The sequence below is a fragment of the Arcobacter rhizosphaerae genome, assembly GCF_049472155.1.
In the GTDB taxonomy this organism is placed as follows: domain Bacteria; phylum Campylobacterota; class Campylobacteria; order Campylobacterales; family Arcobacteraceae; genus Arcobacter_B.
Genome location: NZ_JBMOVW010000009.1, coordinates 67931 through 92638, shown reverse-complemented (window position 1 = coordinate 92638; position 24708 = coordinate 67931). Strand labels below are relative to the sequence as shown.

General features: G+C 25.7%; 24 protein-coding genes. 6 read left to right on the top strand and 18 right to left on the bottom strand.

What is annotated here, in order from left to right:
• Nucleotides 1-197 (top strand): hypothetical protein (locus tag ACH5BH_RS12835; RefSeq protein ID WP_423298628.1); only part of this gene is annotated, 197 nt, incomplete at its 5' end.
• 69 nt (nt 198-266) lie between these two features.
• On the opposite strand, the gene ribA is transcribed toward ACH5BH_RS12835, so the two are convergent.
• The 6 genes from ribA to ACH5BH_RS12805 all read right to left on the bottom strand — a co-directional run bounded on the left by ribA (nt 267) and on the right by ACH5BH_RS12805 (nt 6369).
• Entirely contained in the window at nt 267-842 is a 576-nt protein-coding gene (ribA, locus tag ACH5BH_RS12830; RefSeq protein WP_404307760.1) for a GTP cyclohydrolase II, read from the bottom strand.
• 120 nt (nt 843-962) lie between these two features.
• Nucleotides 963-1244, bottom strand: a complete 282-nt coding sequence (locus ACH5BH_RS12825; RefSeq protein ID WP_404307762.1) for a peptidylprolyl isomerase — start codon at nt 1242-1244, stop codon at nt 963-965.
• Nucleotides 1245-1286: 42 nt separating this feature from the next.
• Nucleotides 1287-3728, bottom strand: coding sequence for a diguanylate cyclase domain-containing protein (locus ACH5BH_RS12820; protein WP_423298627.1), 2442 nt, complete (start codon nt 3726-3728; stop codon nt 1287-1289).
• A 106-nt stretch (nt 3729-3834) separates the two neighbouring features.
• On the bottom strand, nt 3835-5202 hold the full coding sequence (dbpA, locus tag ACH5BH_RS12815; RefSeq protein WP_423298630.1) for an ATP-dependent RNA helicase DbpA: 1368 nt from the start codon (nt 5200-5202) through the stop codon (nt 3835-3837).
• An 11-nt stretch (nt 5203-5213) separates the two neighbouring features.
• The gene (locus ACH5BH_RS12810; protein WP_404307766.1) at nt 5214-5744 is read right to left on the bottom strand and encodes a DedA family protein; all 531 of its coding nucleotides are present in this window, start codon (nt 5742-5744) and stop codon (nt 5214-5216) included.
• Nucleotide 5745: 1 nt separating this feature from the next.
• A complete protein-coding gene (locus ACH5BH_RS12805; protein WP_404307768.1) occupies nt 5746-6369 on the bottom strand; it encodes a hypothetical protein in 624 nt (207 codons plus the stop codon).
• A gap of 175 nt (nt 6370-6544) precedes the next feature.
• Between ACH5BH_RS12805 and ACH5BH_RS12800 the strand changes: the two genes are divergently transcribed.
• Nucleotides 6545-7768 carry an EAL domain-containing protein gene (locus tag ACH5BH_RS12800; RefSeq protein ID WP_404307770.1) on the top strand — a complete coding sequence of 408 codons (1224 nt, stop codon included), beginning with the start codon at nt 6545-6547 and terminating at the stop codon, nt 7766-7768.
• Nucleotides 7765-8547, top strand: coding sequence for a diguanylate cyclase domain-containing protein (locus tag ACH5BH_RS12795; protein ID WP_404307772.1), 783 nt, complete (start codon nt 7765-7767; stop codon nt 8545-8547). The genes ACH5BH_RS12800 and ACH5BH_RS12795 overlap by 4 nt, the downstream gene beginning before the upstream one ends.
• Here ACH5BH_RS12795 and ACH5BH_RS12790 read toward each other — a convergent pair.
• From ACH5BH_RS12790 to ACH5BH_RS12745, 10 genes are all read right to left on the bottom strand, one after another.
• Nucleotides 8542-9453, bottom strand: a complete 912-nt coding sequence (locus ACH5BH_RS12790; protein ID WP_423298626.1) for a 5-oxoprolinase subunit C family protein — start codon at nt 9451-9453, stop codon at nt 8542-8544. The two genes, ACH5BH_RS12795 and ACH5BH_RS12790, sit on opposite strands and share 6 nt — an antisense overlap.
• Nucleotides 9450-10124, bottom strand: coding sequence for a 5-oxoprolinase subunit PxpB (pxpB, locus tag ACH5BH_RS12785; protein ID WP_423298625.1), 675 nt, complete (start codon nt 10122-10124; stop codon nt 9450-9452). The genes ACH5BH_RS12790 and pxpB overlap by 4 nt, the downstream gene beginning before the upstream one ends.
• Nucleotides 10124-10861 (bottom strand): 5-oxoprolinase subunit PxpA, encoded by a 738-nt coding sequence (locus ACH5BH_RS12780; protein WP_423298629.1) that lies wholly within the window; start codon nt 10859-10861, stop codon nt 10124-10126. The genes pxpB and ACH5BH_RS12780 overlap by 1 nt, the downstream gene beginning before the upstream one ends.
• A 55-nt stretch (nt 10862-10916) precedes the next feature.
• On the bottom strand, nt 10917-11117 hold the full coding sequence (locus ACH5BH_RS12775; protein ID WP_404307778.1) for a hypothetical protein: 201 nt from the start codon (nt 11115-11117) through the stop codon (nt 10917-10919).
• Nucleotides 11118-11221: 104 nt separating this feature from the next.
• Entirely contained in the window at nt 11222-12556 is a 1335-nt protein-coding gene (locus ACH5BH_RS12770; RefSeq protein WP_404307780.1) for a TRAP transporter large permease, read from the bottom strand.
• A complete protein-coding gene (locus tag ACH5BH_RS12765; protein ID WP_404307782.1) occupies nt 12546-13031 on the bottom strand; it encodes a TRAP transporter small permease subunit in 486 nt (161 codons plus the stop codon). Before ACH5BH_RS12765 ends, ACH5BH_RS12770 begins: the two co-directional genes overlap by 11 nt.
• A 6-nt stretch (nt 13032-13037) precedes the next feature.
• Nucleotides 13038-13994: a TRAP transporter substrate-binding protein gene (locus tag ACH5BH_RS12760; protein WP_404307784.1), complete on the bottom strand. Its 957-nt coding sequence runs from the start codon at nt 13992-13994 to the stop codon at nt 13038-13040.
• A 66-nt stretch (nt 13995-14060) separates the two neighbouring features.
• A complete protein-coding gene (locus ACH5BH_RS12755) occupies nt 14061-14738 on the bottom strand; it encodes a response regulator transcription factor (protein ID WP_423298624.1) in 678 nt (225 codons plus the stop codon).
• Nucleotides 14739-14779: 41 nt separating this feature from the next.
• Complete coding sequence (locus ACH5BH_RS12750) at nt 14780-15733, bottom strand: HD-GYP domain-containing protein (RefSeq protein WP_404307788.1); 954 nt, start codon at nt 15731-15733, stop codon at nt 14780-14782.
• 79 nt (nt 15734-15812) lie between these two features.
• Nucleotides 15813-17333 (bottom strand): cache domain-containing protein, encoded by a 1521-nt coding sequence (locus ACH5BH_RS12745; RefSeq protein ID WP_423298623.1) that lies wholly within the window; start codon nt 17331-17333, stop codon nt 15813-15815.
• Nucleotides 17334-17452: 119 nt separating this feature from the next.
• Between ACH5BH_RS12745 and ACH5BH_RS12740 the strand changes: the two genes are divergently transcribed.
• Together ACH5BH_RS12740 and ACH5BH_RS12735 are read left to right on the top strand one after the other, a co-directional pair.
• A complete protein-coding gene (locus ACH5BH_RS12740; protein WP_423298622.1) occupies nt 17453-18094 on the top strand; it encodes an LOG family protein in 642 nt (213 codons plus the stop codon).
• A gap of 74 nt (nt 18095-18168) precedes the next feature.
• Nucleotides 18169-19062, top strand: a complete 894-nt coding sequence (locus ACH5BH_RS12735) for a DUF2860 family protein (protein ID WP_423298621.1) — start codon at nt 18169-18171, stop codon at nt 19060-19062.
• 26 nt (nt 19063-19088) lie between these two features.
• Here the strand turns inward: ACH5BH_RS12735 and ACH5BH_RS12730 are convergent, their stop codons facing one another.
• Together ACH5BH_RS12730 and ACH5BH_RS12725 are read right to left on the bottom strand one after the other, a co-directional pair.
• Nucleotides 19089-20828 (bottom strand): 7TM diverse intracellular signaling domain-containing protein, encoded by a 1740-nt coding sequence (locus tag ACH5BH_RS12730; RefSeq protein WP_423298620.1) that lies wholly within the window; start codon nt 20826-20828, stop codon nt 19089-19091.
• On the bottom strand, nt 20825-21505 hold the full coding sequence (locus ACH5BH_RS12725; RefSeq protein ID WP_423298619.1) for a response regulator transcription factor: 681 nt from the start codon (nt 21503-21505) through the stop codon (nt 20825-20827). Before ACH5BH_RS12725 ends, ACH5BH_RS12730 begins: the two co-directional genes overlap by 4 nt.
• A 122-nt stretch (nt 21506-21627) precedes the next feature.
• Here ACH5BH_RS12725 and ACH5BH_RS12720 point away from each other — a divergent pair, with 122 nt between their 5' ends.
• The gene (locus ACH5BH_RS12720; RefSeq protein WP_423298618.1) at nt 21628-24708 is read left to right on the top strand and encodes an efflux RND transporter permease subunit; all 3081 of its coding nucleotides are present in this window, start codon (nt 21628-21630) and stop codon (nt 24706-24708) included.

Genomic DNA, 24708 nt, shown 5'->3' with positions numbered 1-24708 from the left:
ATGATATTTTAAAAGAAAGAAAAGAGTTAAAAACTGAAAACCAAGATTTATATAGAAAGTTAAAACATACTTATCTACATCATTCATCTAAATTAAGTTTTGTAAATAAGCCTTCTTATGAAGATAAGGAAACTAATGATTTTTATGGGAAAAGGGTTATTTATTCTGCTAGTGGTGTTAAGTTTACTAGGGGTTGAGTTTTATAGGCTCTAGCAATCTCCTAGTTTGATATTTAATCAAAGGGAGATTGACAATAAATATAAAGACTACAATAGATGTTTGAAATGCTGTTTTTTAGTATTTAAGTAGTTTTCATTATACTTATTTACTTTTGTTATAGCAGGTATTCTTTGTACTATTTCTACGCCTATTGAGTTTATATAATCAATTTTTTTAGGATTATTTGTTATGAGTTTAATACTCTCTACACCTAAATCTTCAAAAATATATTTTACTACACTATAATCTCTTTCATCCTCAGCAAAACCCAATTCAAGATTTGCTTCAACTGTATTTCTACCCATGTCTTGTAAAGCATACGCATTTATTTTATTTAACAGACCTATATTACGACCTTCTTGCCTATGGTAAATTACCAAACCACCCTCTTTTGAAATAAAATTTAATGCTAAATCTAATTGGTTTTGGCAATCACATTTTAAACTTCCAAGTGCATCCCCTGTTAAACATTCACTATGAACTCTAACATAAGGACTTTTAAGTTCAGTAAAATTCTCACTCATTATTGCTAAATGCTCTTGATTATCTTGTTTGTATGCTTTAATTAAAAACTTACCATGTTTTGATGGAAGCTTTGCTATATTTGATTTTGTAATTTTCATAATTTATTCTTATTTTTAATATATGCAACTAAGTCGCAATAGTATTATAATAAAAAAATCTTAAATAGGAGTAAAAGAGTCTTATATATTAAAATAAAAGAGAGATGAACTCTCTTTTATTTAATCATTTCTTGAAGTTGTTTCTAATAAGTGATATCCAAATTGAGTTTTTACAGGTCCGTGAACTACATTAATTTCATCATTAAAAACTACTTTATCAAATTCTGGAACCATTTGTCCTTGGAAAAATGTACCTAAATCTCCACCTTTTGCACCTGATGGACAAGTTGAATACTCTTTTGCTATATCTTCAAACTTTTCACCATCAGCAATTCTTTGCTTTAATTCATTACATAATTCTTCTGATTCTACTAATAAGTGTCTTGCACTAGCTGATTTCATTTTAATTCCTTATATTTTTTAAAAGCAAAAGTTTAACATAAATCAATTAAAAAACTCTATTGAATTTTTTCCTTGTTTTTTAGCCACATACATAGCTGTATCAGCTTGCTTTATAATATCTTGTGCATTTACAGAAGAGTCTTTAAAAAGAGTAATTCCTATACTTGGAGTTGATATATTTTTATGTCCATCTATATGACTTATACTATTCAAAGAATCTTTAATTTTATTTGCTAAAGAACTTAAATTTTCTTTTGCTTCTTGCGTTCTTGAACCAATACAATCAACTAGAACTATAAACTCATCTCCACCAATTCTAGCAATTGTATCTTCTTGTCTAATACAAGCTTTTAATTTTTGAGCTACCATAATAAGAAGTTTATCTCCTATATCATGTCCTAAAGTATCATTTATTTGTTTAAAATTATCAAGGTCTATAAAAATCAAACCTCCAATTATTTGATGCCTGATTGTTTTAGTAATAGCATGTTCAATTCTGTCTAAAAGTAAAAGTCTATTAGGTAAACCTGTTAAATTATCATGTGTAGCTTGATATTCTAAAACTTTTTGTTTATCAATTTGCTCACTAATATCTATATATTGTCCTAAATAATGAGTAACGATTCCATTATCATCTTTTATTGCAGTAATAGTAGATCTTAAAGGAATTTTTTGTTTATCTTTTTTAGTATTATAAATCTCACCACTCCAAGAGCCTTCTTTATTTAATGTAAACCATAGTTTTGCATAAAACTCTTTATCTTGATGTTTTGATTTAAACATACTTGGACGTCTTCCTATTACATCTTTTTTACTATACCCCATAACCTTACAAAAAGCATTATTTGCATTAATAATAAAAGAATCTTTATCTGTAATAATCATAGGTTCATTTGATTCAAAAGCATAAGATGCAAGTCTTAATTCATCTTCTTGAAGTTTTCTTGTTTTTTCATAAGCTATTTTTTCCAAAGCATGACTCATATCATTTATCATTTTCCCAAATAATATTTCAATATCTTCATCAAAAAAATATTTTTCATTTGAATATAAAACCAAAACAGAATCAATATTACCAAATTTTTTAATAGGAAAAGAAGCAGCTGATTTTATATTGTAAGTAAAAGCAACATCATTAAGTAAGGATATATTTTCTTCTTCATAATTATGAATAATAATATTTGTATCTAATTTTAAAACTTTAGATACTAAGTTATCTTTACTAGTTTCTTTTCTAAATTTTTTATTTAAAATATACTTCAATTCATCATCTTGAGAAATTATTTTAAAGTCATTTTCTAAAACTTTATATATAAAGGCAAATGACATATTTTTATTATCATATATCAATTTACATATTTGAGAAAACAACTCTTTTTCATTATCAATTTTTATAAGAAATTTATTTGTTGTATTCAAAAGTTTATAAACTTCTTGTTGTTTTTTAATTTTATTAAAACTCAACTGTTCACTTGAAACGATATTTCTTAAGACAAAAAATAGACTAATTAAAGTTAAAAAGGATACAAATAAAAAAGTTAAACTAAGTATTTGTGATAAATATGCTTCTTTTTGCAGTTCTTTTGAGTACTTTAAAGTTTGAGATATAACATATTTATATACTTTATTTAAATCTTCATTCTTATGATTAGATATTTTCCACCAAGTCTGTAAACTTATATTTTGGGGTATTATACCTTTTACTAATTGACTATTAATTTCTGTTATTTTTCTAACATCTTCATTATTAAAGGCTTCTTTAAATTTTTCTTTTTCATTAATTTGTGCCTTAGATAAAAACTGTTTTTTATTCTCTTTTTCTAATACTATATTTTTTTGAAGTTCATTTAAAGTTTTTTGATCAATTAAGTTATTTGACAAACTCATTGATATTATACCTCTTTGAATTGACATATTTTCTTTTAACCTAAGCAAGTTAACTAAATATGAAAACCTATTATTAAAAGCTGTTGCTGATTCAACTGGTTTGATTAGATTTAGGCTGTTTACTAAACTATTTATTATAGATGTATACTCATTAAAAACTATTGGTATGTCTTTTTTATCAGAAATAAGTGCTTTTTCTCGTAAAGCTTCTAACTTATAAAATTCTAACTTAATTAAATTAGTACTTTCTATAAGTTTTTCATCTAATTTTAGTGCTAAAAGTTTATTTAAATATTTTTCATAGTTTGATGTAGTAGTTATCTTTTGTTTAATGAATTTTTCTTTATACTCTTTTGAATTCATATAAATAGAACTTACGCTTCTTTCAAGTTGTAAAGAGTGAATTAGTTTTTGAGTCACAACAGTATATTCAATATTTTTTTGTACATTTTTTACTTCATTTAATGTTTTAATTTTATCATAAACTAAAACTGAACTAAAATATAGCATACCAAGTGCAGGAAGAGTAAATACTAAAATAATTTTTAAAAACAATGAATTTTTAAGTAAAAAATAGTTTAAAATCTTATTTATCATATTTATCCATTTTGTGTATTAAATTATTATATTTAAAAAAATCTAAAAGAGAAGAATTAAATAATATATAATTCTTCTTAAAAAAACTTAGTTACTTTTTGAAATATTATTTTTCAAAAACTCTAAAATATTTACCTTTAATTCTTTTATTACTTAATCCATCATGGGCTTTTTTTATATCTTCTTTTTTAACAGCAACGTAAGAACAAAAATCATAAGAAGTGATTTTACCTACACTTGCTTTATCTAAACCTATTCCAGCCGTTAAAGCCCCTAATATATCCCCTGCTCTTAGTTTTTGTTTTTTACCACCATTAATAAATAATGTTCTATAATCACTATCAATTTTAAAAGAAGGATTGTCTTTAATATTACTTACTGAATCAAAAGTAATCTCAGAAAAAAACTCTTTTATATCCTCAATTTTTTCTAATTCATCCTCATTATATAAAGAAACTGCAATACCACCTTTACCAGCTCTTGCTGTTCTACCAATTCTATGAGTATGAACTTTTTCATCTCTTGCTAAGTCATAATTTATAACTAAATCAATATCATCAATATGTAGGCCTCTTGAAGCAACATCAGTAGCAATTAAGATAGGATAAGACTTATTTGAAAATAATGTAATAACTTCATCTCTTTGCTTTTGTTCTAAATCTGAATGAAGAGTTAAAACATCTAATCCAAGTTCATACAAGTCATCTGCTAACTCTTCACACTTAATTTTCATATTACAAAATATAAGGACTGATTTTGCTTCATAAAAACTAATCAAAGAAGGGATTAAAGAAGTTTTTGAAGCTTCATTTGCTTCATAAAAATATTGTTTAATATTTGCTTTTTCTTCATTTTCAACTTCTACATTTATTGGATTTTGAAGAACAAAAGAAGCAAGACTCTCTATATTTTCTTCATAAGTTGCGGAGAAAAGCATTGATTGTTTTTCTTTTGGTAACTCATCAATAATAAGCTTAATATCATCAAAAAATCCCATATCAAGCATTTTATCTGCTTCATCTAAAACAAAAGTATTTAATGCTTCAAAATTAATATTATCTTCTTTTATATGTTGTAAAACTCTTCCTGGTGTTCCAACTATTATATGTGCACCATGAAAAAGAGAAGAAACCTGAGGCTTAAAAGGAACTCCACCTGTTAGAGTTAAAACCTTTACATTATGAATATGTCTTGAAAGTTTTCTTACTTCTTGTGCTATTTGATTAGCTAGTTCTCTAGTTGGAGCTAAAACTAAAGCTTGTATTCTAAACTTTTTAACATCTAACTTATTTACAATTGGTATACCAAAAGAAACAGTTTTTCCAGAACCTGTCTTTGCCTTTGCAATAATATCTTTATTGTCTAAAGTATGCGGTAAAGATAATTCTTGTATCTTTGTCATTTTTTTATACTCTAATGAGTCTAAGTTTTTTACAAACTCTTCTTTTAAATTTAATTTATCAAATGTAGAAATTTTATAGCCTTTTATATTTTTCTAAAATAGTAAGAAACTGTAAGAAGTATTACTGCTACAATTCCTAAACCAACATACTTAAATTCATCTGCTGAACTTAAAATAACTTCTCCTGCTGTATAAGAAGCATATCCAACAACAATTGCCCAAAGTGCTGTAGCAAAAATATTCAGTATTGAAAATTTAACTCCTGAATATTTTGTAAGTCCCATAGCAAGAGGAATTAATGTTTTTATACCATATACATATTTTTGGAAAAAAACTACAAAAGAGCCATATTTTCTCATAAGTAAATGAGCCATTGCTATTTTTCTTCCATATTTTTTCATCATATCTTTTGCATAAGATTTATTCTTTCTAGCTAAAAAGAAAAGAAACTGATCTCCCAAAAAGTTAGAAACTCCTGCTACTAAAATACAAATATAAAGGTTTAAATCCCCTGCATAAGATAAAATCCCTGCAAACACTAAACCAACAAAACCCCCACCAAAAGAGTAAGCAAAAAGGGCTATATATCCCCAATCTCTAATCAAATCTTCCATATTATTCCTCTATGCCAAAAAACTCACAAGCTTCTTGAGCATCTTCATCATCTAAATCAACAACATTTGTTTCTATATTATATTTTGCTGTTTTTATTATAAATTGTTTAACTTCTTCTCTAACATTAGAAATATCAGACACAATAGCAAAACCACTAAATTGAATTTCATTATCATAGCATAATAAAATGCCATCACAGTTTTCTTCTATAAAATCACTTATTTGTCTATAATTAATCTCTAAAGCACTTGCATGCCATCCATAATCTTCAAGTATAGAGTCTTCAAATATTTCTACACCATCACTTTGGTGATCAAAATAAAGCATAAATTCTCTATTAAAATCTATAATTTCTTGCCAATTATTTAAAGGTTTAATTCTACAAGTTGTACCTGTAATTATAGGTTTATATTTTTCAAATAAAGTTGTAGCTAATTGTTTTAAATCTTTTAATTGTTTAAACTTACTTAAATCAGATATTTTTAATACAATTGGATTGTTATTACTTTGAGTTAATAACTCTCCTTTATAATCTATCATTAATATATTATTTACATTTATAAATTCACTAAGTTGTATTAAATCTATATCTATATATAAATCTTTTATATTTATTTTTTTCATTTTTATATCCTAGATAATATAGTTGATGGATTCTATCAAAAATAGGATTAAACAAAAGTTTTTACAAGGTTTCTAAATGAAAGCTGTAAAATTTATAATTTTTTAAGTCTTTTTTTACAATTCTTAAAGCTAAATTATATATAATGATTAGGATTTCTTTAAAATAAGGCAAATTTTGTTTTTAAATGGTTATATATACAAACATCTTCATAGAAAAGATGTAAAAACTCAATTTTTAATTGATATTCTTTATATGAAAGATATTAATGCAATTTATGGTTTTCGAAATGGTGATTATATTATAAGCCAATTAAAAATATTACTAAAAAGAAAAATAACTAAATTAATTAGAAAAACACTAAAAAGAAATATATATATTTATCTTACAAATCTTCATGCAGATGTATTTTCCATAACATTATATGATAATTTAAACCAAGAAGAAATCTCAATTATTAGAAAACTTATATTTAAAAAAGTAATAAATCATAATTTCTTATTAAAAAATAATACTACAGCCATTAACATAGATATTACAATTGGTTGTTCAAAATCAAATGATGCTTACCTAAGAGTCTATACGGAAAAAGCACTATATAATGCAAAAATAAATAATATACATTTTACTTATTACGATGCTAAACTATATGAAAGTGAATATAAGACTGAAAATATTATTGAACTTTTAACTTATAATATTGAAAATAAATTAGTAGAACCATATTTACAAGCAATTGTAGATTCAGATACAGAAGAAGTTATAAAATATGAAGCTCTTATGAGAATTTTTGATAAAGAAGGAAATATTTTATCTCCATTTGTATTTATTCAAAAAGCGAAAAAAGCAAGACTTTATCATAAACTTATGGAGCTACTTATAGATAAGGTAATAAACTATATAACAAAGTATAAAATACATATTAGTGTAAACCTTGATTATACTGATATTTTAAATCCTTACGTTCAAAAAGCTCTTGTTGGAAAAATAAATAAAAATCATATTGGAGAATATCTTACCATTGAAATATTAGAGAGTGAAAAAATTTCAAACTATAATATAGTAAATGAATTCATCTCAAAAGTTAAAAAATATGGTGTTAAAATAGCAATTGATGACTTTGGTACAGGCTTTTCTAATTATGAATATATTTTAAATCTAAATATTGACTATATTAAAATTGATGGCTCACTAATAAAAAAAATAAATGAAGATATTTATTTGAATCTGATCAAAAGTATTGTTCATTTTTGTAAACAACAAAATATAAAAATTGTAGCTGAATTTGTAAGTGATTTAAAAATATTAAGATACGTCAATGCTGTTGGTATTGACTATTCACAAGGTTATTATATAAGTAAACCTAAATCTATTGAAGAAATAATTGGAGAAAAACAATGAAAAAAGAGCTTAGAAAGATAACAAATCTTACTTTAAATGAGCTACTAAATAATGAAATTATAATGCCATCAGTTTATTTCGAAAAGTTTAATAAAAATGCAAAAACTTTAGAAATAGATGTTGAAGAGGAAAAATTCAATAAAGAAATAAACAAATTAATTCTTGAAGATTTTAATACTATTGAAAACTATATGGGAATAGTCGCTTCAAATGCATCAAGTTTAAAAAAAGTAGCAAAAGATACGAAAAAGGCCATTGAAGATAAAGATACAGATGCTTTAAGTGAAATCTATAAACAAATGAATGAATTAGAAAAAGAAATAGAAAAACTTAATAAAAAAATGTTTCTCGATGATTTAACTTCTGCATACAATAGAAAATGGTTATACAATCAATTTTTAGATAAAAATGCTTATTTTAAAGAAGATGGAATTATATCTTTTATTGATTTAGTTGATTATGAATATATTCAAAAAGAGTATGGAGATATACTATCTAATAACCTACTTATATTTATATGTAATTTTGTAAAAAAGCATCTTGAAGATGATAAATGTAACTTCAAAATTGTAAGATTTTTAAATAACAAATTTATTATAATATTTAAAGATAAAAAAGATAAAGATGTTAGAAGTTTAATAAATAATATAAAAAGACTTTTAGAAAACAGTACTTTAAAAAGTAAATCTGGTATTGTATTAAAAGCAAATTTTGATTATAAAATCAGTGCTTATAAAAAAGGCACTGATTCCAAAGAGCTTATTGAAACTCTTTTATAGTAAAGAACTATAAAACTTTCTTACTAATTCTTGAGCTTCATTTAAGCTTATACTACTAAATTTTATTTTAGTTTTCGGCTTAGCTTGAGCTAATTTAAAACAATCAATACTTAAAACTGAACCGATTTTAGGATAACCACCAATTGTTTGCCTATCTTTAAGTAAAACAATTGGCTGTCCGTCACTTGGAATTTGAATAGAACCAAAACCTATTCCTTCTGAGATAATACCATCAATATTACAAGAAATAGCCTCTCCTTGAAGTTTACATCCCATTCTATTAAACTCATTTGATACAGTATAAATAGAAGAGAAAAACTTATCTATTTCCTCTTTTGGAAAAAATTCATCTTGGTAGGATAAAATCACTCTTAATTCTAAAGTATCTTCATATTTTGGAATAAACTTCTCTTTTAATCTTATATTATAAAAGTCATCGTTTGATTTACATTTTAAGATTTGACCTTTTTGTAATCTATCTGCATTTATTCCACCAAGTTTTTCTTTTAGTGTTGTAGAATTACTTCCAAACTCTTTAGGAATATCAAAGCCACCTTTTACTCCAAGGTAAACTCTAGCACCCTCTTGTATTTTTCCAACTTTTATAATATCACCTACTTTAATATTATATGTTTGCCAAGTTGAATACAGAGTGTTATTGATGAAAAACTCACACTTTGCACCAGTGATGACTATTTTTAAATTGCTTAAAGCTTTAAACTCTACATTTGAAAAAGCTATTTCTATTATATTTTCATCTTCACAATTTTCTAAAAGCTTATTAGCTACTAAATAAGCATACTCATCCATAACTCCTGAGTTTGTAACACCAATAGAGTTAAAGCCAAATCTTCCTTTATCTTGAATAGTAGCAAAAATAGGAGAATTTATAATCTCTAAACTCATAAAATTCCTCCTTGTGCTAAAAACTCTTTTTTTGTAATAGGATTAAACTTTACCTTATCTCCAACACTTAAAGGAGATAAAGTATCTAAACTTCTATCAAAAAGTTCCATTGCTGTTCTACCAAGTATATTCCAACCCCCAGGGCTAGCTTGTGGATAAACTGCTGTTTGAGTATCTGCAATAGATACTGAACCCTTTGGAATTTGTTTTCTAGGACTACTTAATCTAGGCATTGCTATAGCCTCATCAACACTTGCTAAATATGCAAAACCTGGTAAAAAACCAATTGCATATACATCATAAAGTTTATTTGAATGAATCCCTATAATATCATCGATACTAAGATTTGTTTTAAAAGTCATATCTTTTAAATCAAGCCCAACCTCAGGGTCATAATAAGTATCAATAGTTACAATTTTTTCTTCAAACTCTACTTTTGAATCAAGATTTATCTCTTGTTTTAAAAGTTCAACTAAACTCTCATAATCATATTTAAAAATATCGTAACTAATAAAGATTGAAGTATATGAAGGAATTATTTCTATTAACCCATCAAGATTTAAACTTTTTAAACCTTGATAAGCTTTTTTTACTTTTAGTGCTACATCTTGTGCTATTTCATCGCCAAAATATATAATAAGTGAATCAACAGATGCTACTTTAAATTGCATTAGGTCATCGCCTTTTTAAGTAGCTTTATAAACTCTAAAGCATTTTCATTATCACCATGAACGCAAATAGTATCAACAGCCATATACAATTTTTGTCCACTTACACTATGTAAATATCCATAATTCTTTAAAGTACCAATTCGCTCAGCTACATCTAACTCATCATGAATAACTGCATTTTCTCTTGCTCTTGAAACTAAACTTCCATCATCATTATAGTTTCTATCAGCAAATACCTCATAAATTACGTTTATTCCATATAAAAGTGCTGTATGTTTATAAGCCTCATTTTTTGGACCTGATAAAATCATAATTTTAATATTTTTATCAAAAGAAGCTATAGCACTTACAATTGCTTTATAAATATTTTCATCTCTCATCATATCATTATATAAAGCTCCATGTGGCTTTACATAAGATATTGCTGTTTTATGTGCTTTACAAAAAGCACTAAGTGCACCTAATTGATATAAAACTATTGACTTTATCTCTTCTAAAGAACACTGCATTGTTCTTCTTCCAAAACCTACTAAATCTTGATATGCTGGATGGGCTCCAATAGTTACATTGTTTTGCTTAGCAAGAGCTACTGATTTATTCATAGTTACAGCATCACTTGCATGGAATCCGCAAGCTAGATTTGCCATATCTATATAAGGCATTACTTGCTCATCTAATCCCATTTTCCAAATACCAAAGCTCTCACCCATATCACAGTTTAATCTAATAGTTGCCATTTCATTACCTTGCATTGATATTCCTTATTCTACCATATATTAAACATATTATTTTTTAAATTTCCTCTCTTACTCCTTCTTTTCTTAGTCTTGTTATTGTTAATACAAGTAAAACTATTAGAGCAAAAGGTAAATTAACCTCTAAAATATAAGCCACATATAAAATCACTAAACTTGATAATATTGATATTCTTCTATAAATAAAAGAAATTAAATATATCATTACACAAATAAATACATATAGTAATTCAAGCATTTTTCCCTACCTAAAATTTTTAAAAATATTAACAATTGAAAGTAGGAAAAAAGTGAGTTTTATATAAATAAAAAAAGAAGTAGCAAAACTACTTCTTTTTGTTACTATTTAATCATTTGATTTGGTAAATAAAATACTATTTCAGGGAAAAGAGTAATTATTATAACCGTTACAATCATCAGAATAAAAAATGGGAATGTAGCTTTTAAAATTGTCTGTATTTTTTCATTACTTATACTTTGTATTACAAATAATGAGAATCCAACAGGTGGTGTAATTTGAGCCATTTCAACCATAAACACTAAAAATACACCAAACCATAGAGGATCAAATCCAGCTAATACAACAATTGGTAAAACAATTGGTAAAGTCATTACAACAATTGATATAGCTTCTAAAATCATTCCTAAAATTACGTACATAATACCAATAAGCAAGATTAACATCATTGGAGATAATCCAAGTCCTGTAATAAACTCACTCATAGCTCTAGCTATTCCTAAAAATCCAATAACTTGAGATAAGAAAACTGCTCCTGCAATAATAAAACCTATCATAACAGATGTTTTTACAGTATTTAAAATTGCATTTTTTAGAATATCTATTGAAATAGCTTTAAAATACGTAGCTAAAATAAGACTACCTAAAACTCCAAGAGCAGCAGCTTCTGTAGGTGTTGCGTAGCCTCCATAAATAGACCCTAATACTAAAACAATTAGAGAAAAAATTGGTGCTAAATCTTTTAATGAATTAAACTTATCAGACCAAGTAAATTTTTCTTCACTTTGAGGTAAAACACTTGGATCAACTTTTGCTTTATACATAATGTAAAATGAGTATAAAGAAGCCATTAAAAGACCAGGAAGTAATCCTGCTAAAAATAGTTTACCAATTGATACATCAGACATTACACCATAAATAATCATAATTAAAGATGGTGGAATTAAAAAACCTAAAGTACCAGAACCAGCAAGTGATCCCATAGCTAACTCTTTAGAATATCCTCTTTTTTTAAGTTCATCTAATGTAATTTTTCCAACAGTTGCCGTTGTAGCAGCACTAGAACCAGATACAGCTGCAAAAAGTGAACAAGCAGCAACATTTACATGTAAAAGTCCTCCTGGAATATATGAAAGCCAAGGCTTTAAACCATTTAACAATCTTGTAGAAATAGAAGATTTATATAAAATCTCTCCCATTAAAATAAACATTGGTAAAGCAGCTAGTGACCAAGAGTTCATTGCATCATATAAAGATGAAGCAAGTAAGTCTCCCACTTTGTCATAAATACTAATTACAGGTGGTAAATTATGTTCATAAATAAGCATTCCTATAATACCTGTTAGTATTAAAGATACACCAATCCATAAAGATGATAATAAAAATATAAACATTACAGCAATTAAAATTATTGCTAAAATTAGTGGATCAGCTATCATTTGAGAATCCTTTAAAAATAAATACAACAACTGCTAACATAAAAATAGTAATTCCTATTGGCATTGCTAATTGTGTTAAATAAAGTGGTGTTTCAGATACATTTTCTGATAACATTTCAAGTTCATAAGAATCATAAGTAAAAAGAATTGTTCTATATAAAGAAAAAGCTAAAACACCCAAAGTAATAATTGCTGCAACAATATCAATCTTTTTATTTACTTTTTTTGATAATCTTGAAGTAATTATGTTAATTCTAATATGTGCATCTTTTGAAAATGCATATCCTAAACTTAAAAAGATTGAAGCTAAGTATAAATATCCACTATACTCATCAGCTATCATTGTTGAAATATCAAAAAAAGATCTTAAAAAAATCTCTGTTAATATTAATAAAACCAAAGAAACTAAAATAAATCCCGCAAGATAAGCCCCAAGTTTGGTAAGCTTATCTATAAAGTTAGTAATTAAGTTCATAACTTATTACTTTCTATATTCTTTGAATATTTTTTTGATATCTGAATTGGCATCAGCTAAATACTCTTCTAATAATTTTGAAGCTATTTTGTCTAATTCTTTTTTTAATTCAGGACTTGCTTCAACAATTTTCATTCCATTTTTTTCTAAAGTCTCTAAAGCATCTTTTTCTTCAAGTTTTACAGCTTCCCACTGTGATTTTTCAATTTGTTTTGCAGCTTTTAAAACAGCATCTTTTTGAGTTTTATTTAAAGAGTTCCAATAATCTAAGTTAATTGTTACTGCTTGAAGAGGATACGCATAATTGATTTTTGTATAGTTATTTAAAACTTCCCAAAATTTACCATCTTTTCCTGACGAAGATGAAGTTACAACTGAATCAACCATACCTGTTCTAAGAGAAGAATATACCTCTCCCCAAGGTAGAGCAACAGCATTTCCACCTACTTGATTAATAAATGAAGCTGAGTTTTTATCATAAGTTCTTGTTTTTACACCTTTAAAATCTTTAACTGAAGAAACAGCCTCTTTTGAATAAAAACCAGATGCTGGCCATGTTACAGAATAAAGTAGTTTTTGATTCCATTTTTTAGCAGTCTTTTCATAAGCAGGTTTTGAAAGTTGATATAATTTATAAGCATCTTCATAAGAGTTAGCAATAAAAGGTAAGGCTGAAACTCCAAATACTTTTCCTCCACCTGATGTAAAAGGAATAAACATATCAGTCATAGCAACAGTAGCGTCTTTTACAGCTTTTAATGGATTACCTTTAATTAAAGCACTTCCTGGATGAACTGTAATATTTACACTTCCTTTAGAATAATCTTTTACAAGATTAGCAAACTTTACAGCACCTTTTGTATGAAAATTATTTGCACCGTATTTTGCATTTAAATCCATTTTAACATTTCCAGCTAAAGCTAAAGATGCTAATGAAACTATTAATAAACTTTTTTTGATCATTTTTTCTCTCCTTATTTTTATAAGGAAATCATAAAACAATCAAGTGAGTTTATAGTGAGTTTTTTATTAATTTACTAATTTGTAACCAATTTGTGGCACATTTGTGATAATATCAAGAGGTATTCTTTGACGGAATTCTTTGATAAAAGTTTTTAGTGCAGAAATACTCATTGATTTATCTCTCCAAAGATATTCTTCAATTAAGTCATAAGTAAGCACACCGTTCCTATTTTTGTGTAAAAGCAATAAAAACTCTTTATCTCTTTTCCTCAAAGATACAAGTTCATTTTTATAAAACAATTCCATCTGAGTCACATCAAAATATAAATCTTGTGAAAATTCAATCATTTCATTTAATCTATTACCAAAAGCTTTTGTAATTCCATTAAGTAAAGAATCTGAATTAACAGGTTTTAAAATATATTGATTTATATTTAAATTTATAAGTTCTAAAAGATATTCTTCATTTGAATATGCAGTTATCATAATTACCAAAGTATCAAAATCTTTTTTTCTTATTTGTTCAATCATAGAAATACCATTTTGATTTGGCATTTCAATATCACTTATAATTAATGAGGGTTTATACTCTTGATACATATAAAAACCATCTTCACCATTATTAGCCTCATAAACTTCTTTGAAATAGTATTTTAAGGTATTGACCATTCTTTTTCTAATACCATCTTCATCTTCTACACATAAAACAGTATAATTTTGAAGTTGATTGATTAACTCTTCCATTTAAAACCTTATTTAAAATATTTTATAAACAAGGCTAATCTTTAATATGTTACTTTTAAAAACTGTAAAAACTGTCTTAAATAATTTTGACAAATTTCGCCATTCATTTTTTCATACATAATCATAATAGCTTCATATTTATCAAACTTATCTTTGTAACTTCGCCTTGTTGTTAATGCGTCAAAAATATCACAAATTGCTATAATTTTAGCAAAATCATCAATTTCATCACTTTTTAATGCTTTTGGGTATCCTGAACCATCACATTTTTCATGATGTTGTTCAACGATATTTAATAACCTTTGATTTGTCTCTCCAAACTCTTTTAGTATTTCTACAGAAAAAGCAGGATGAGCTTTAACCATTTCAAACTCTTCTTTTGTGAGCTTTCCTTTTTTACATATTATATTCTTATCAATTTTCTTTTTCCCTAAATCATGTAATAATGCTGCCTTTCCTAAAAGTTTTAATTCATCTTTACTTAGCTTTAAATAAACACCAAAAGCTAATGCATAAGTTGAAACATCAATGCAATGCGTCGAGGTATAATAATCATACGACATTACATTTAACATAGATTTCATTGCTAACTCATCACTTAAAATAAAATCTATATTACAACTTAAAAAAGTATCTACATCTTGTAAAGACTCTATTGATAAATCTCCTTGAAAAAGATTTTCCATAGTATCTTTTGCTATATCATTGATTAAAGAAGCTTTTACATCTAATGAAATTTCTTCATTTTGAACAATACTAGAAATATATTTTTGAATATCAGATTGATATTTTATTTTATCTTTCACATTTATAAAGACTTTTTTCATTTCATTTTTTTTATAAAAAGAACAGTCTTGTTTATTATAATATGTGTTTTTATCAACTAAAAGTTTGAATCCTTTATTTTCAATTTTCGTATAAATAGGATAATCAAAACTTTCTTTCATATCTAAAATTTCTTTAGGTGCTGAAAATACAAACTCTTTTTGACTCATAAAATAATACCTCTTTATAAATTTAAATTATTGTAATATACAAAAAAATAGTATTAATTTAGTATCATTTTAAATTTTTTTAAAGTGGTAAAATAATAAAAAAACAAGCTCCTGCTTTTTTATTTTCAACTATTAATTCTCCTTGCATATTTTTTTCAACAATCATTTTTGCCATATAAAGACCTAAGCCAGTACCTTTTGAACTACTTTTAGTAGTAAAATATGGTTCAAAAATTAAATCTAAATATTCATTTTCAACTCCACCTGCATTGTCTTGCACTTTTATTATTGCATTATTAAACTTTTTATCCAAAGTGATATCTATTTTTGGATTTTGAATATTTCTTTGAATTAATATATCTTTTGCATTTGAAATAAGATTTAACATAACTTGTGCAAATTCCCTTTCATAACCATGAATAAAACAATTATGTTTTACATTTTTATTTAATTTAATATTGAAATTTTTCAAAGAAGCATAAACTAAAGTAATTGCTTCATCACAAGCATCTTCTATATAAAAGTCTACTTTTTTCTTATCTGGCTTAAAGAAGTTTCTAAAATCTTCAATTGTATTTGACATAAATTGTATTTGTTTATTTGACTCAATAATACTTTCTTTTATCATATTTGAATCAGCTTTATTAAATTTATTTGCTGTTTCAAGCTCCATTAAAATACCTGATACTTCACTTAGAGGTTGTCTCCATTGATGGGCTATCATACTAAGCATAGTTCCCATTCTTGCTAACCTTGATTGATGAAGCATAGCTCTATCTTTTTTCTTTACTTCTGTAATTGCTTTTTGAACTTTCAGTTCTAAATTTCTATTTAAGTCTTCCAATAAAAGCTCTTTTTTCTTCACACTATCTTGATAAGCTTTAAAAACCTGCGTAATTTTTTTTGACATTATAAAAGAGAGCATACCAATTACTAAAATAACTAAAAAAGAAATAGTCACAACCAATCTAATATGCTTGTTGATTTTTTGTTCTAATATTTTCTTATTTTCATAAATTGAGTTCTGAATATCATCGATATAAAGCCCTGCTCCAATTACCCAATTATATTTTTCATAAAGTCTAAAAAAACCAAGTTTCTTTGAGAAATGAACATTTTTTGGTTTTTGCCAATAATACTCTATAAAAATCCCTTTTGGGTTCTTAACTGTTTTATCTATAAACTCTTTTGTGATATAAGTTCCCATAGCATCTTTTAACTCAATATCGAAAGTATCAATACTCTTTTGCCTAAAAGGATGAGCTCTTAGATAATAGTCTGTATCATGAACCCAAATATATCCATGTTTTTCATATCTTATAGTCTCTATATATTTTAAAAGTTCTTTTTTTAATTGTTTTTGACTTAATTTAGTATTTCTTTTTACATGATGTTCAATGTAATTTATTACATAATCAACTTCTTTTTTTAGAATATTTCTTTGTTTATTGATATAAGCTTCTTCAACTTCTATACTTTGAGCTTCAAAATAATTATTTTGATTTTCTATAAAGAAATAAATAGTAAAAAAAGCAATTAAAATAACAGTAAAAATGGGTGTAAATATTATAAGTTTGGGTATATTCTTTTCACTAAACAATAAAAATCTCCTAATTTAAAATAAAAGTGTATCAAATTCTAGTGAGATAATAGTGAGTTTTTTAATATAAATTGGCATATAATTTATATAAATAATATTTTTTTTATAAGGAGGATGAGATGTTAAGTCCTGATACAGTATACAAAAAAAAGATAAATGACGATTTTACAAATGGAAAAGAAATTTTTAAAGGTTTAAAAAATAATGTAACAATCTTTGGTAGTGCAAGAACTCAAAGTGAAGATAAATATGCAAAACTTGCTGAAAAATTAGCTTATAATTTAAGTAAAAATGGTATAAATGTAGTAACAGGTGGTGGCGCTGGAATAATGCAAGCAGCAAATAAAGGTGCTTTTGAAGCTAATAAAGCTCACTCTATTGGACTTAGTATATATTTACCTTTTGAAAAATCAAAAAATGATTATACTACTAAAAATATGACTTTCAACTATTTTTTCTCAAGAAAATATATGTTAGTTAAATACTCAAAGGCTTGTATTGTTTTCCCTGGTGGGTTTGGTACTTTAGATGAAATGTTTGAAGTATTAACACTTACTCAAACAAAAAAAATGCCAAAAGGCTTTAAAATATACTTAGTTGGTTATGAGTATTGGGAATACTTATTAAAGTTTATTGAAAAATCACTTTATGAAAATAATATGATTAGTAAAGAAGATATTCAAATAATCAAAGCAACTGATGATATAGATTTAATAGAAAAGGAAATTAAAGAAATTATAAAAACTGATGAAAGATTATAATATTTTTATCAAAGACACTATTTCCACACGAAATTAAAATATATTTCTTTTATATAAAAATAAAAGGAATAAAAATGAAAAAAGTTTTATTATCAGCACTTTTCGCAAGCTCTATCTTTGCTAATGACAATTATATAGAGTTTGCAGGTGGATATATTGAAGAAAAAAATAATTTCTCTACAAATTCAGATGAAAAAATATCTTCACTTGGAAGTGCAAAAAGTGAAAAACGAGCCATACCGCTTATTGATTTTTATTATGGCATTCATGCAAGTAATAATTTAAATATGTATATTTCAGCAAATTATGGAAATATAAACTTAGGAAGTATAATTGAGTTAGATAACTCAATTTTAGACATTGGATTAAAAGGTAACTTTATGCAAGAAGCTTGGAGAAACCCTTATCTTACTACAAGTAAAAGAAAAAAAACTGATGTCACTGAACTTGGTGCATATTTAAGATATACAATAAACTTGTCAGAAAATCTAAAAACAACTTTAATGTATGAGTATTTTCAAAAAGATTATGACAAAGAAGAATTAACAGGTGATTTAAAAAGAGATGCAAACAGTCATCTTTTATCTATAAACAACACTTTTTCTACAAATACAGCAAGCTATATGGTAAATCTTAATGTTCAAAACTATGATGCAAAAGGAGAAGCAAATACATTTAATGCGTATGGTTTAGAAACTGGTATTTCAACATTGATTGATGATTCCATTAGATTAACTCTTCTTGCTAATTTTGGTAATAAAGATTATGAAAAACATAATACAGCTGTAAATAAAAAAGTAAAAGTTAAACTTTATGGTACAAACGCAATTTTAAATTGGGATAAACCCTTAGGATATAAAGACTTTTATACCTTTGCAAAAATGGGTTATCAAAAAGAAGAAGCAAATGTAGACTTTTTTGATAAAGAAAATACATATACTTTAATAGGTCTTGGATATAAATTTTAAATAAAGTGAGAGATTCTCACTTTATTTTAGATAGTTATTGTAAATAAAGCACCATGCTTTTTGTTTTTTACATCAAGTTTACCATTTATGCTTTTATCAATAATAATCTTACTCATATAAAGCCCTAAACCTAAACCTTTTTCTTTAGTAGTAAAATACGGTTCAAAAATCTTATCAATAATTGATTTGGGAATACCTCCTGCATTATCCAAAACACTTATAAATATATTTTCATTTTCTTTCTTTAATTCTATAAAAATTTCAGCATTATCTCTTTCTTTTCTTATAAATTCATCTTTTGAATTATTTAGAATATTAAATAAAACTTGTAAAAATTCACCTTTATAAGTATAAACTTCAATATCTCTTAAGTCTTCAAAATAAACTCTTATATTATGAGCTTTGAAACTAGCTCTTTGAAGATTAATAACCTCAACAATTGCTTTATTTATTAAAAACTTCTCTTTTTGTTTTGATACTTTAAAAAAGTTTCTAAAATCATCAATCGTATTTGACATAAAAGTTAACTGTTCTTTTGCTTCTTGAGACTTATTTTCAAAATACTCACTTGTTAATTTATTTTTATTGTATGCTGTTTTTAAATTCATCATAATAAAAGAAAGATGCGTTAATGGTTGTCGCCATTGGTGTGCGATATTTCCTATCATTTCTCCCATAGAAGCAAGTTTATTTTGATGAAGTAAAAACTGCTGTTGTTGTAGTTTTTCATCTTGTAAAAGTTTCATTTTATATGATAAAGCAAAGGCTAAAACAAGAGATTCAAAAGGAGTAATTATGTGTGTAATATATATTGGTTTTATAAGTAATTGTGACTCAGAAAAATAAAACTGACCTTCTATAAATAAAAAAGATATAACAATAACACTCCAAGCAATAAGATAAAAAATTGCTGGTTTATAACCTTGTTTTGAAATAATAATTCCTGCAATAAGATACATAATAAGAAAAATAGATAAAGGTATATTATCAGCTATAAAATAATAATCAAAAATCCAACCACTTAATAAATCACTTATATATAAATATATTGAATATGTCAAAACCTTGTCTATTTTAGGTGTGTTTACTTTCGTATTTAAAAAACTTTTTGTAAATAAGTTTGAAAATAAGAAGAAAAAGAAAAAGATTAAATCCATATATAATCTATCATTTTCAATCTCTCTAAAAGATAAAAATAAAAGAATTAAAAGCATTGAAATTTGTGTTAAAGAATAATATATATAAACTTTTTCCTTATTAAAAACATATAAAGCTAGATAATATAAAAAAGCAGCAAATATTATCCCATAAGCTACTCCAAAAAGTTTACTTTGAAGTATTTGAATAAAAGCATAATAATTTGATTCATAGAGTTTTGCATTAATATTCACATATTTATCTATATTGTGAACTTTTATATAGATTATTTGACTAAAATTGTCATAAGACTGATTAAGAACTTTATTTTTATATATATTCAAATATTTATTATCATCTTCTAAAGTTATTGCATTAAACTCTGTATCTAATTCTAAAGAGTAGTTTTTATCTTTTTCTAAAATTTGTTTATCAAAAGTTAATCTTAAAAAAAAGATATTATCAGAATGTCTAATAAATGGAAGTTTAGTTGTTTTGAAGTCTTTTGAAGCTTTTATATCATCTATAGTTAACTCTCTATTTGCAGTTTCTAAGACTTCAACTTTTTTTATAAATGAAGCTTCTAAAGAACACAAAAAAAATAAAATCAGTAAAAATAGTTTTTTCATAACTCCACCATTTTGTTTATTTGATAACCAATTCCTGATATATTTTTTATACTCTTTTTAGATAGTTTTTTTCTTAGTTCTTTTACTACAGATCGAATAGCATCTTCACTCATATTTCCATCCCAAACATAACTACTTAACTCATTATAAGTAACTGCTCTTTTACTGTTTTTTATTAATAGTTCTAAAAAAAGCAACTCTTTTTTTGTTAGTAATATTTGTTTTTTTTCTTTAAAAAGTGTTTTGTTTAAAGTATCAAATATAAAATCATTTCCAAGTTCAAAGATACTTTTATTATCAATCAAGTCCATAACACAAGCTTTTAAAACAGGAAGTAGTTTATCTTCTGTTATTGGTTTTGTAAGATATTTTACAAGCCCAAGTTCTACTGCTTGTAATAAATATGATGTTTCCAAAAACGCAGTTGCTACTATAATTTTTGTAGTTTTATCATCTACTCTTATTTGCTCTACCATTTGTAAACCATTTAATTTTGGCATTTTTATATCTGTGATGATAATATCTGGCTTAGTTTTTTTATAAACCTCAATTCCTTCTATTCCATCTTTTGCTTCATAAACATTATCACAATAAAACTCTAAATACTCAACAGCATTTTTTCTAATAAAATCTTCATCATCTATATACAATATTTTTAAGTTTTTTAGTTTTTCCATTTTGAACTCTTTTGTTTGATAAATTTATTATAATCAAAAAAAATGTGGAAATTCTGAGATTTCCCCATTTTTCCACATTTATTTCTTTTATAGTTCTAGCATGAAAAAATAAAAGGAATTTTATGGAAAAACTAATTAGATTTTTTCTTACAAAAACAAGATTGAACTATACAGCTTTTGTATTTTTAGTTTTACTTGGGGTTATAACATATAATACTATCCCAAAAGATGTATTTCCTCCAATCAAGATTGATAAAATTGCTATTTCAGGCTCATATAGTGGTGCAAGTATTGATAACTTAAATAAAATGGTTGTGACAAAACTAGAAAAAGATGTAAAATCTCTAAATGGAGTAAAAAAAGTAGAATCTTTTATCAAAAGTGGTGAGTTTTCTATTATTTTAACACTTGAAAAAGGTTTAGATACTTACTCTATTTTAAACAAAGTAAAAGATATTATCACTAATAACAAAAGTGATTTACCCTCTGATATGGATGAACCAAGAACTTCAATAGTTGACTGGTCTTTCCCACTTATTAACGTAACTTTAGCTTCAAAAACTAAAACACAAGATGAGCTAATTGCACTTGCAGATGATTTAAAAACAAAACTATCATCTATTCAAAATATCTCAAAAGTTGATTTATATGAGAGTACTACAAGAGTTTATGAAATAATTTTGGATAATCAAAAGATTGATTTATATTCACTTGATAAACAATCACTTCTATCTCAAATAAGGGATATTTCATATATCTTTCCATTAGGTAAAATTGAAGATAAAAATGGACATCTTTTTTTAAGTTCTAAAAATGGAGCTAAAAATTCAAAAGAACTTTTAAACACTATGCTTAAAGTAAATGAAAAATCTATTTATATCTCAGATATAGCAAAAGTAAAAAGAAAATATGAACAAACAGATGTAATAGCATTTTTAAATGGTGCAAAAAATGTAGAGTTAGGGCTATATAAAAATGAAAAAGCAAATGCAATTGAACTTGTAAAACTTGTAAAGCAAGAAGTTAATAAGCAAAATGAGCTATATAAAGATATAGAAATATCAACATTTTATGATACTTCAAAGCTAATCAAAAAAAGACTTAATACGGTTATATCAGGTATTATGTTTGGTCTTCTATTAGTTTCTATTGCTATTTATATCTTAATTAATAAAAGAGTTGCATTTATAGTTGTACTTGGTATTCCAACTGCAATTTTAATGGGTGTAATTTTCTTATCATTTACTTCATATAGTATAAATATGATCACTTTGATTGGGGCACTTTTAATCATTGGTATTTTAGTAGATGATGCTGTAATTATTGCAGAAAATATCCAAAGGCACATAGCCCAAGGGGAAGATAAACTTCAAAGTGCCATTGAAGGAACAAAAGAGGTAATCACTCCTGTTCTTGCTTCATCATTAACAACAGTATTTGCTTTTGTTCCTATGCTTATGATTAGTGGGGAACTTGGTGAATTTCTTAAGATGATTCCTATTGCTGTTGTTGTTTTGATTATTGCTTCATTAATTGAAAGTTTTATATTTTTACCTATTCATGGGCTTCATTCTTTAAACAAAGATGATAAAGAGCTTGATTGGACTAAGGCAAATAACTTATATAAACAATGTTTAGAGTTTATTTTAAGACATAAAAAGAAGTTTGTATTTACTTTTACTATTAGTATTACATTTGTAACTATTATGTTGGTTTCAAATATGAGATACCAAATATTTCCTGATTTTGATGCAGATAGATTTTATATAAGAGGTAAATTTAGTGTAAGTCATTCAGTACAGCAAGTATATGAGAAAACAAAACAGTTAGAATCTAAACTTCTTGAACTAAAAAAAGAACTGGGCTTAAAAAATATCTCTTTTACAGTGGGTCTTAGAACTAATAATCAAGAAAATATAGAGATTAAACCATCAGTTTTCCAGTTTAATGTAGAAGTTGAAGAGAGAGTTCCTCAAAACTTTGTTGATGAATATATCACTCCAATTTTCTCGTTTTCAAATAGTGAAGAAGAAAAAAGAACAAGAGAGAAAAGTTTAGATGAAATTGTAGTTCATCTAACAAAACTATTTGAGTCTTATAAACCACAAGGCTTAACTGAGTTTGCAGTGAAAAAAGAAGGAGCTGGTATTACAACTAATGACATTGAGGTTTTACTATCAACTACAAATCAAGAGCTTTTAGAAAAAAGTATTAGTGAACTAAAAATGGAATTAAATGATATTGATGGAATTATATTTGTAGATGATACAGCAAAAAAAGGTATCAAAGAATTAAAAATAAGTATAAATGAATATGGTCAAAGTTTAGGTTTTACAGAAGCTTCTGTATCTAGTATCTTATCTGCTTCATATCTAAAAGCTGCACAAACAAAAGGTTTAGATGAAAAAGGGATTATTGAGTTTATTACTTTTGATAAACACAAAAATGATTTTGGAAGTTTAGAAAATTTTGAGGTACAAGTTCCAAACTCTACTCAACAAGTAGTTCTTAGTGAAATTGCAGACTTTGAATATTTTACTAACTTTGATTCAATATATAAATTAAATGGAGTTAATATCAAATCTGTTGTAGCAAACGTAAATAACAAAGTTATAACAGCAACTGAAGCTCTAAAATTACTACAACCAACACTTAATAAGTTTGAAAAACAAGGTGTTCAGATTATTCTTCACGGAGAAGAGGAACAAAATAGACAAATGGCAAGAGAGTTAAGTTTTGCCTTTTTTATAGCAATTTTTATGATTTTTATAACACTTTTAACTATGTTTGATTCATTTAAGTACTCGCTATTGGTTTTATCTGTTATTCCATTTTCTGTTACAGGGGCTATTTTAGGACATATCGTACTTGGTATGAACCTTACTATGACATCTGTTATTGGAATACTTGGACTTGCAGGAGTTGTTATTAACAATGCAATTGTAATGCTTGATTTTGTTAAAAAAACTACAAGTATTGAAGAGTTAATAAAAAGAGCAACACTTAGACTTAGACCTATTATTATCACATCTATTACAACATTTCTAGGTCTTTCAACACTGATTTTCTTTGCAACAGGTCAATCAAAGATTTTACAACCTTTAGCTATTTCTTTAGGTTTTGGACTTTTATGGGGAACAGTTCTAACACTGCTATTCTTACCAGCACTATTTGCAATGATTAATAAAAACATCAAAGGATAA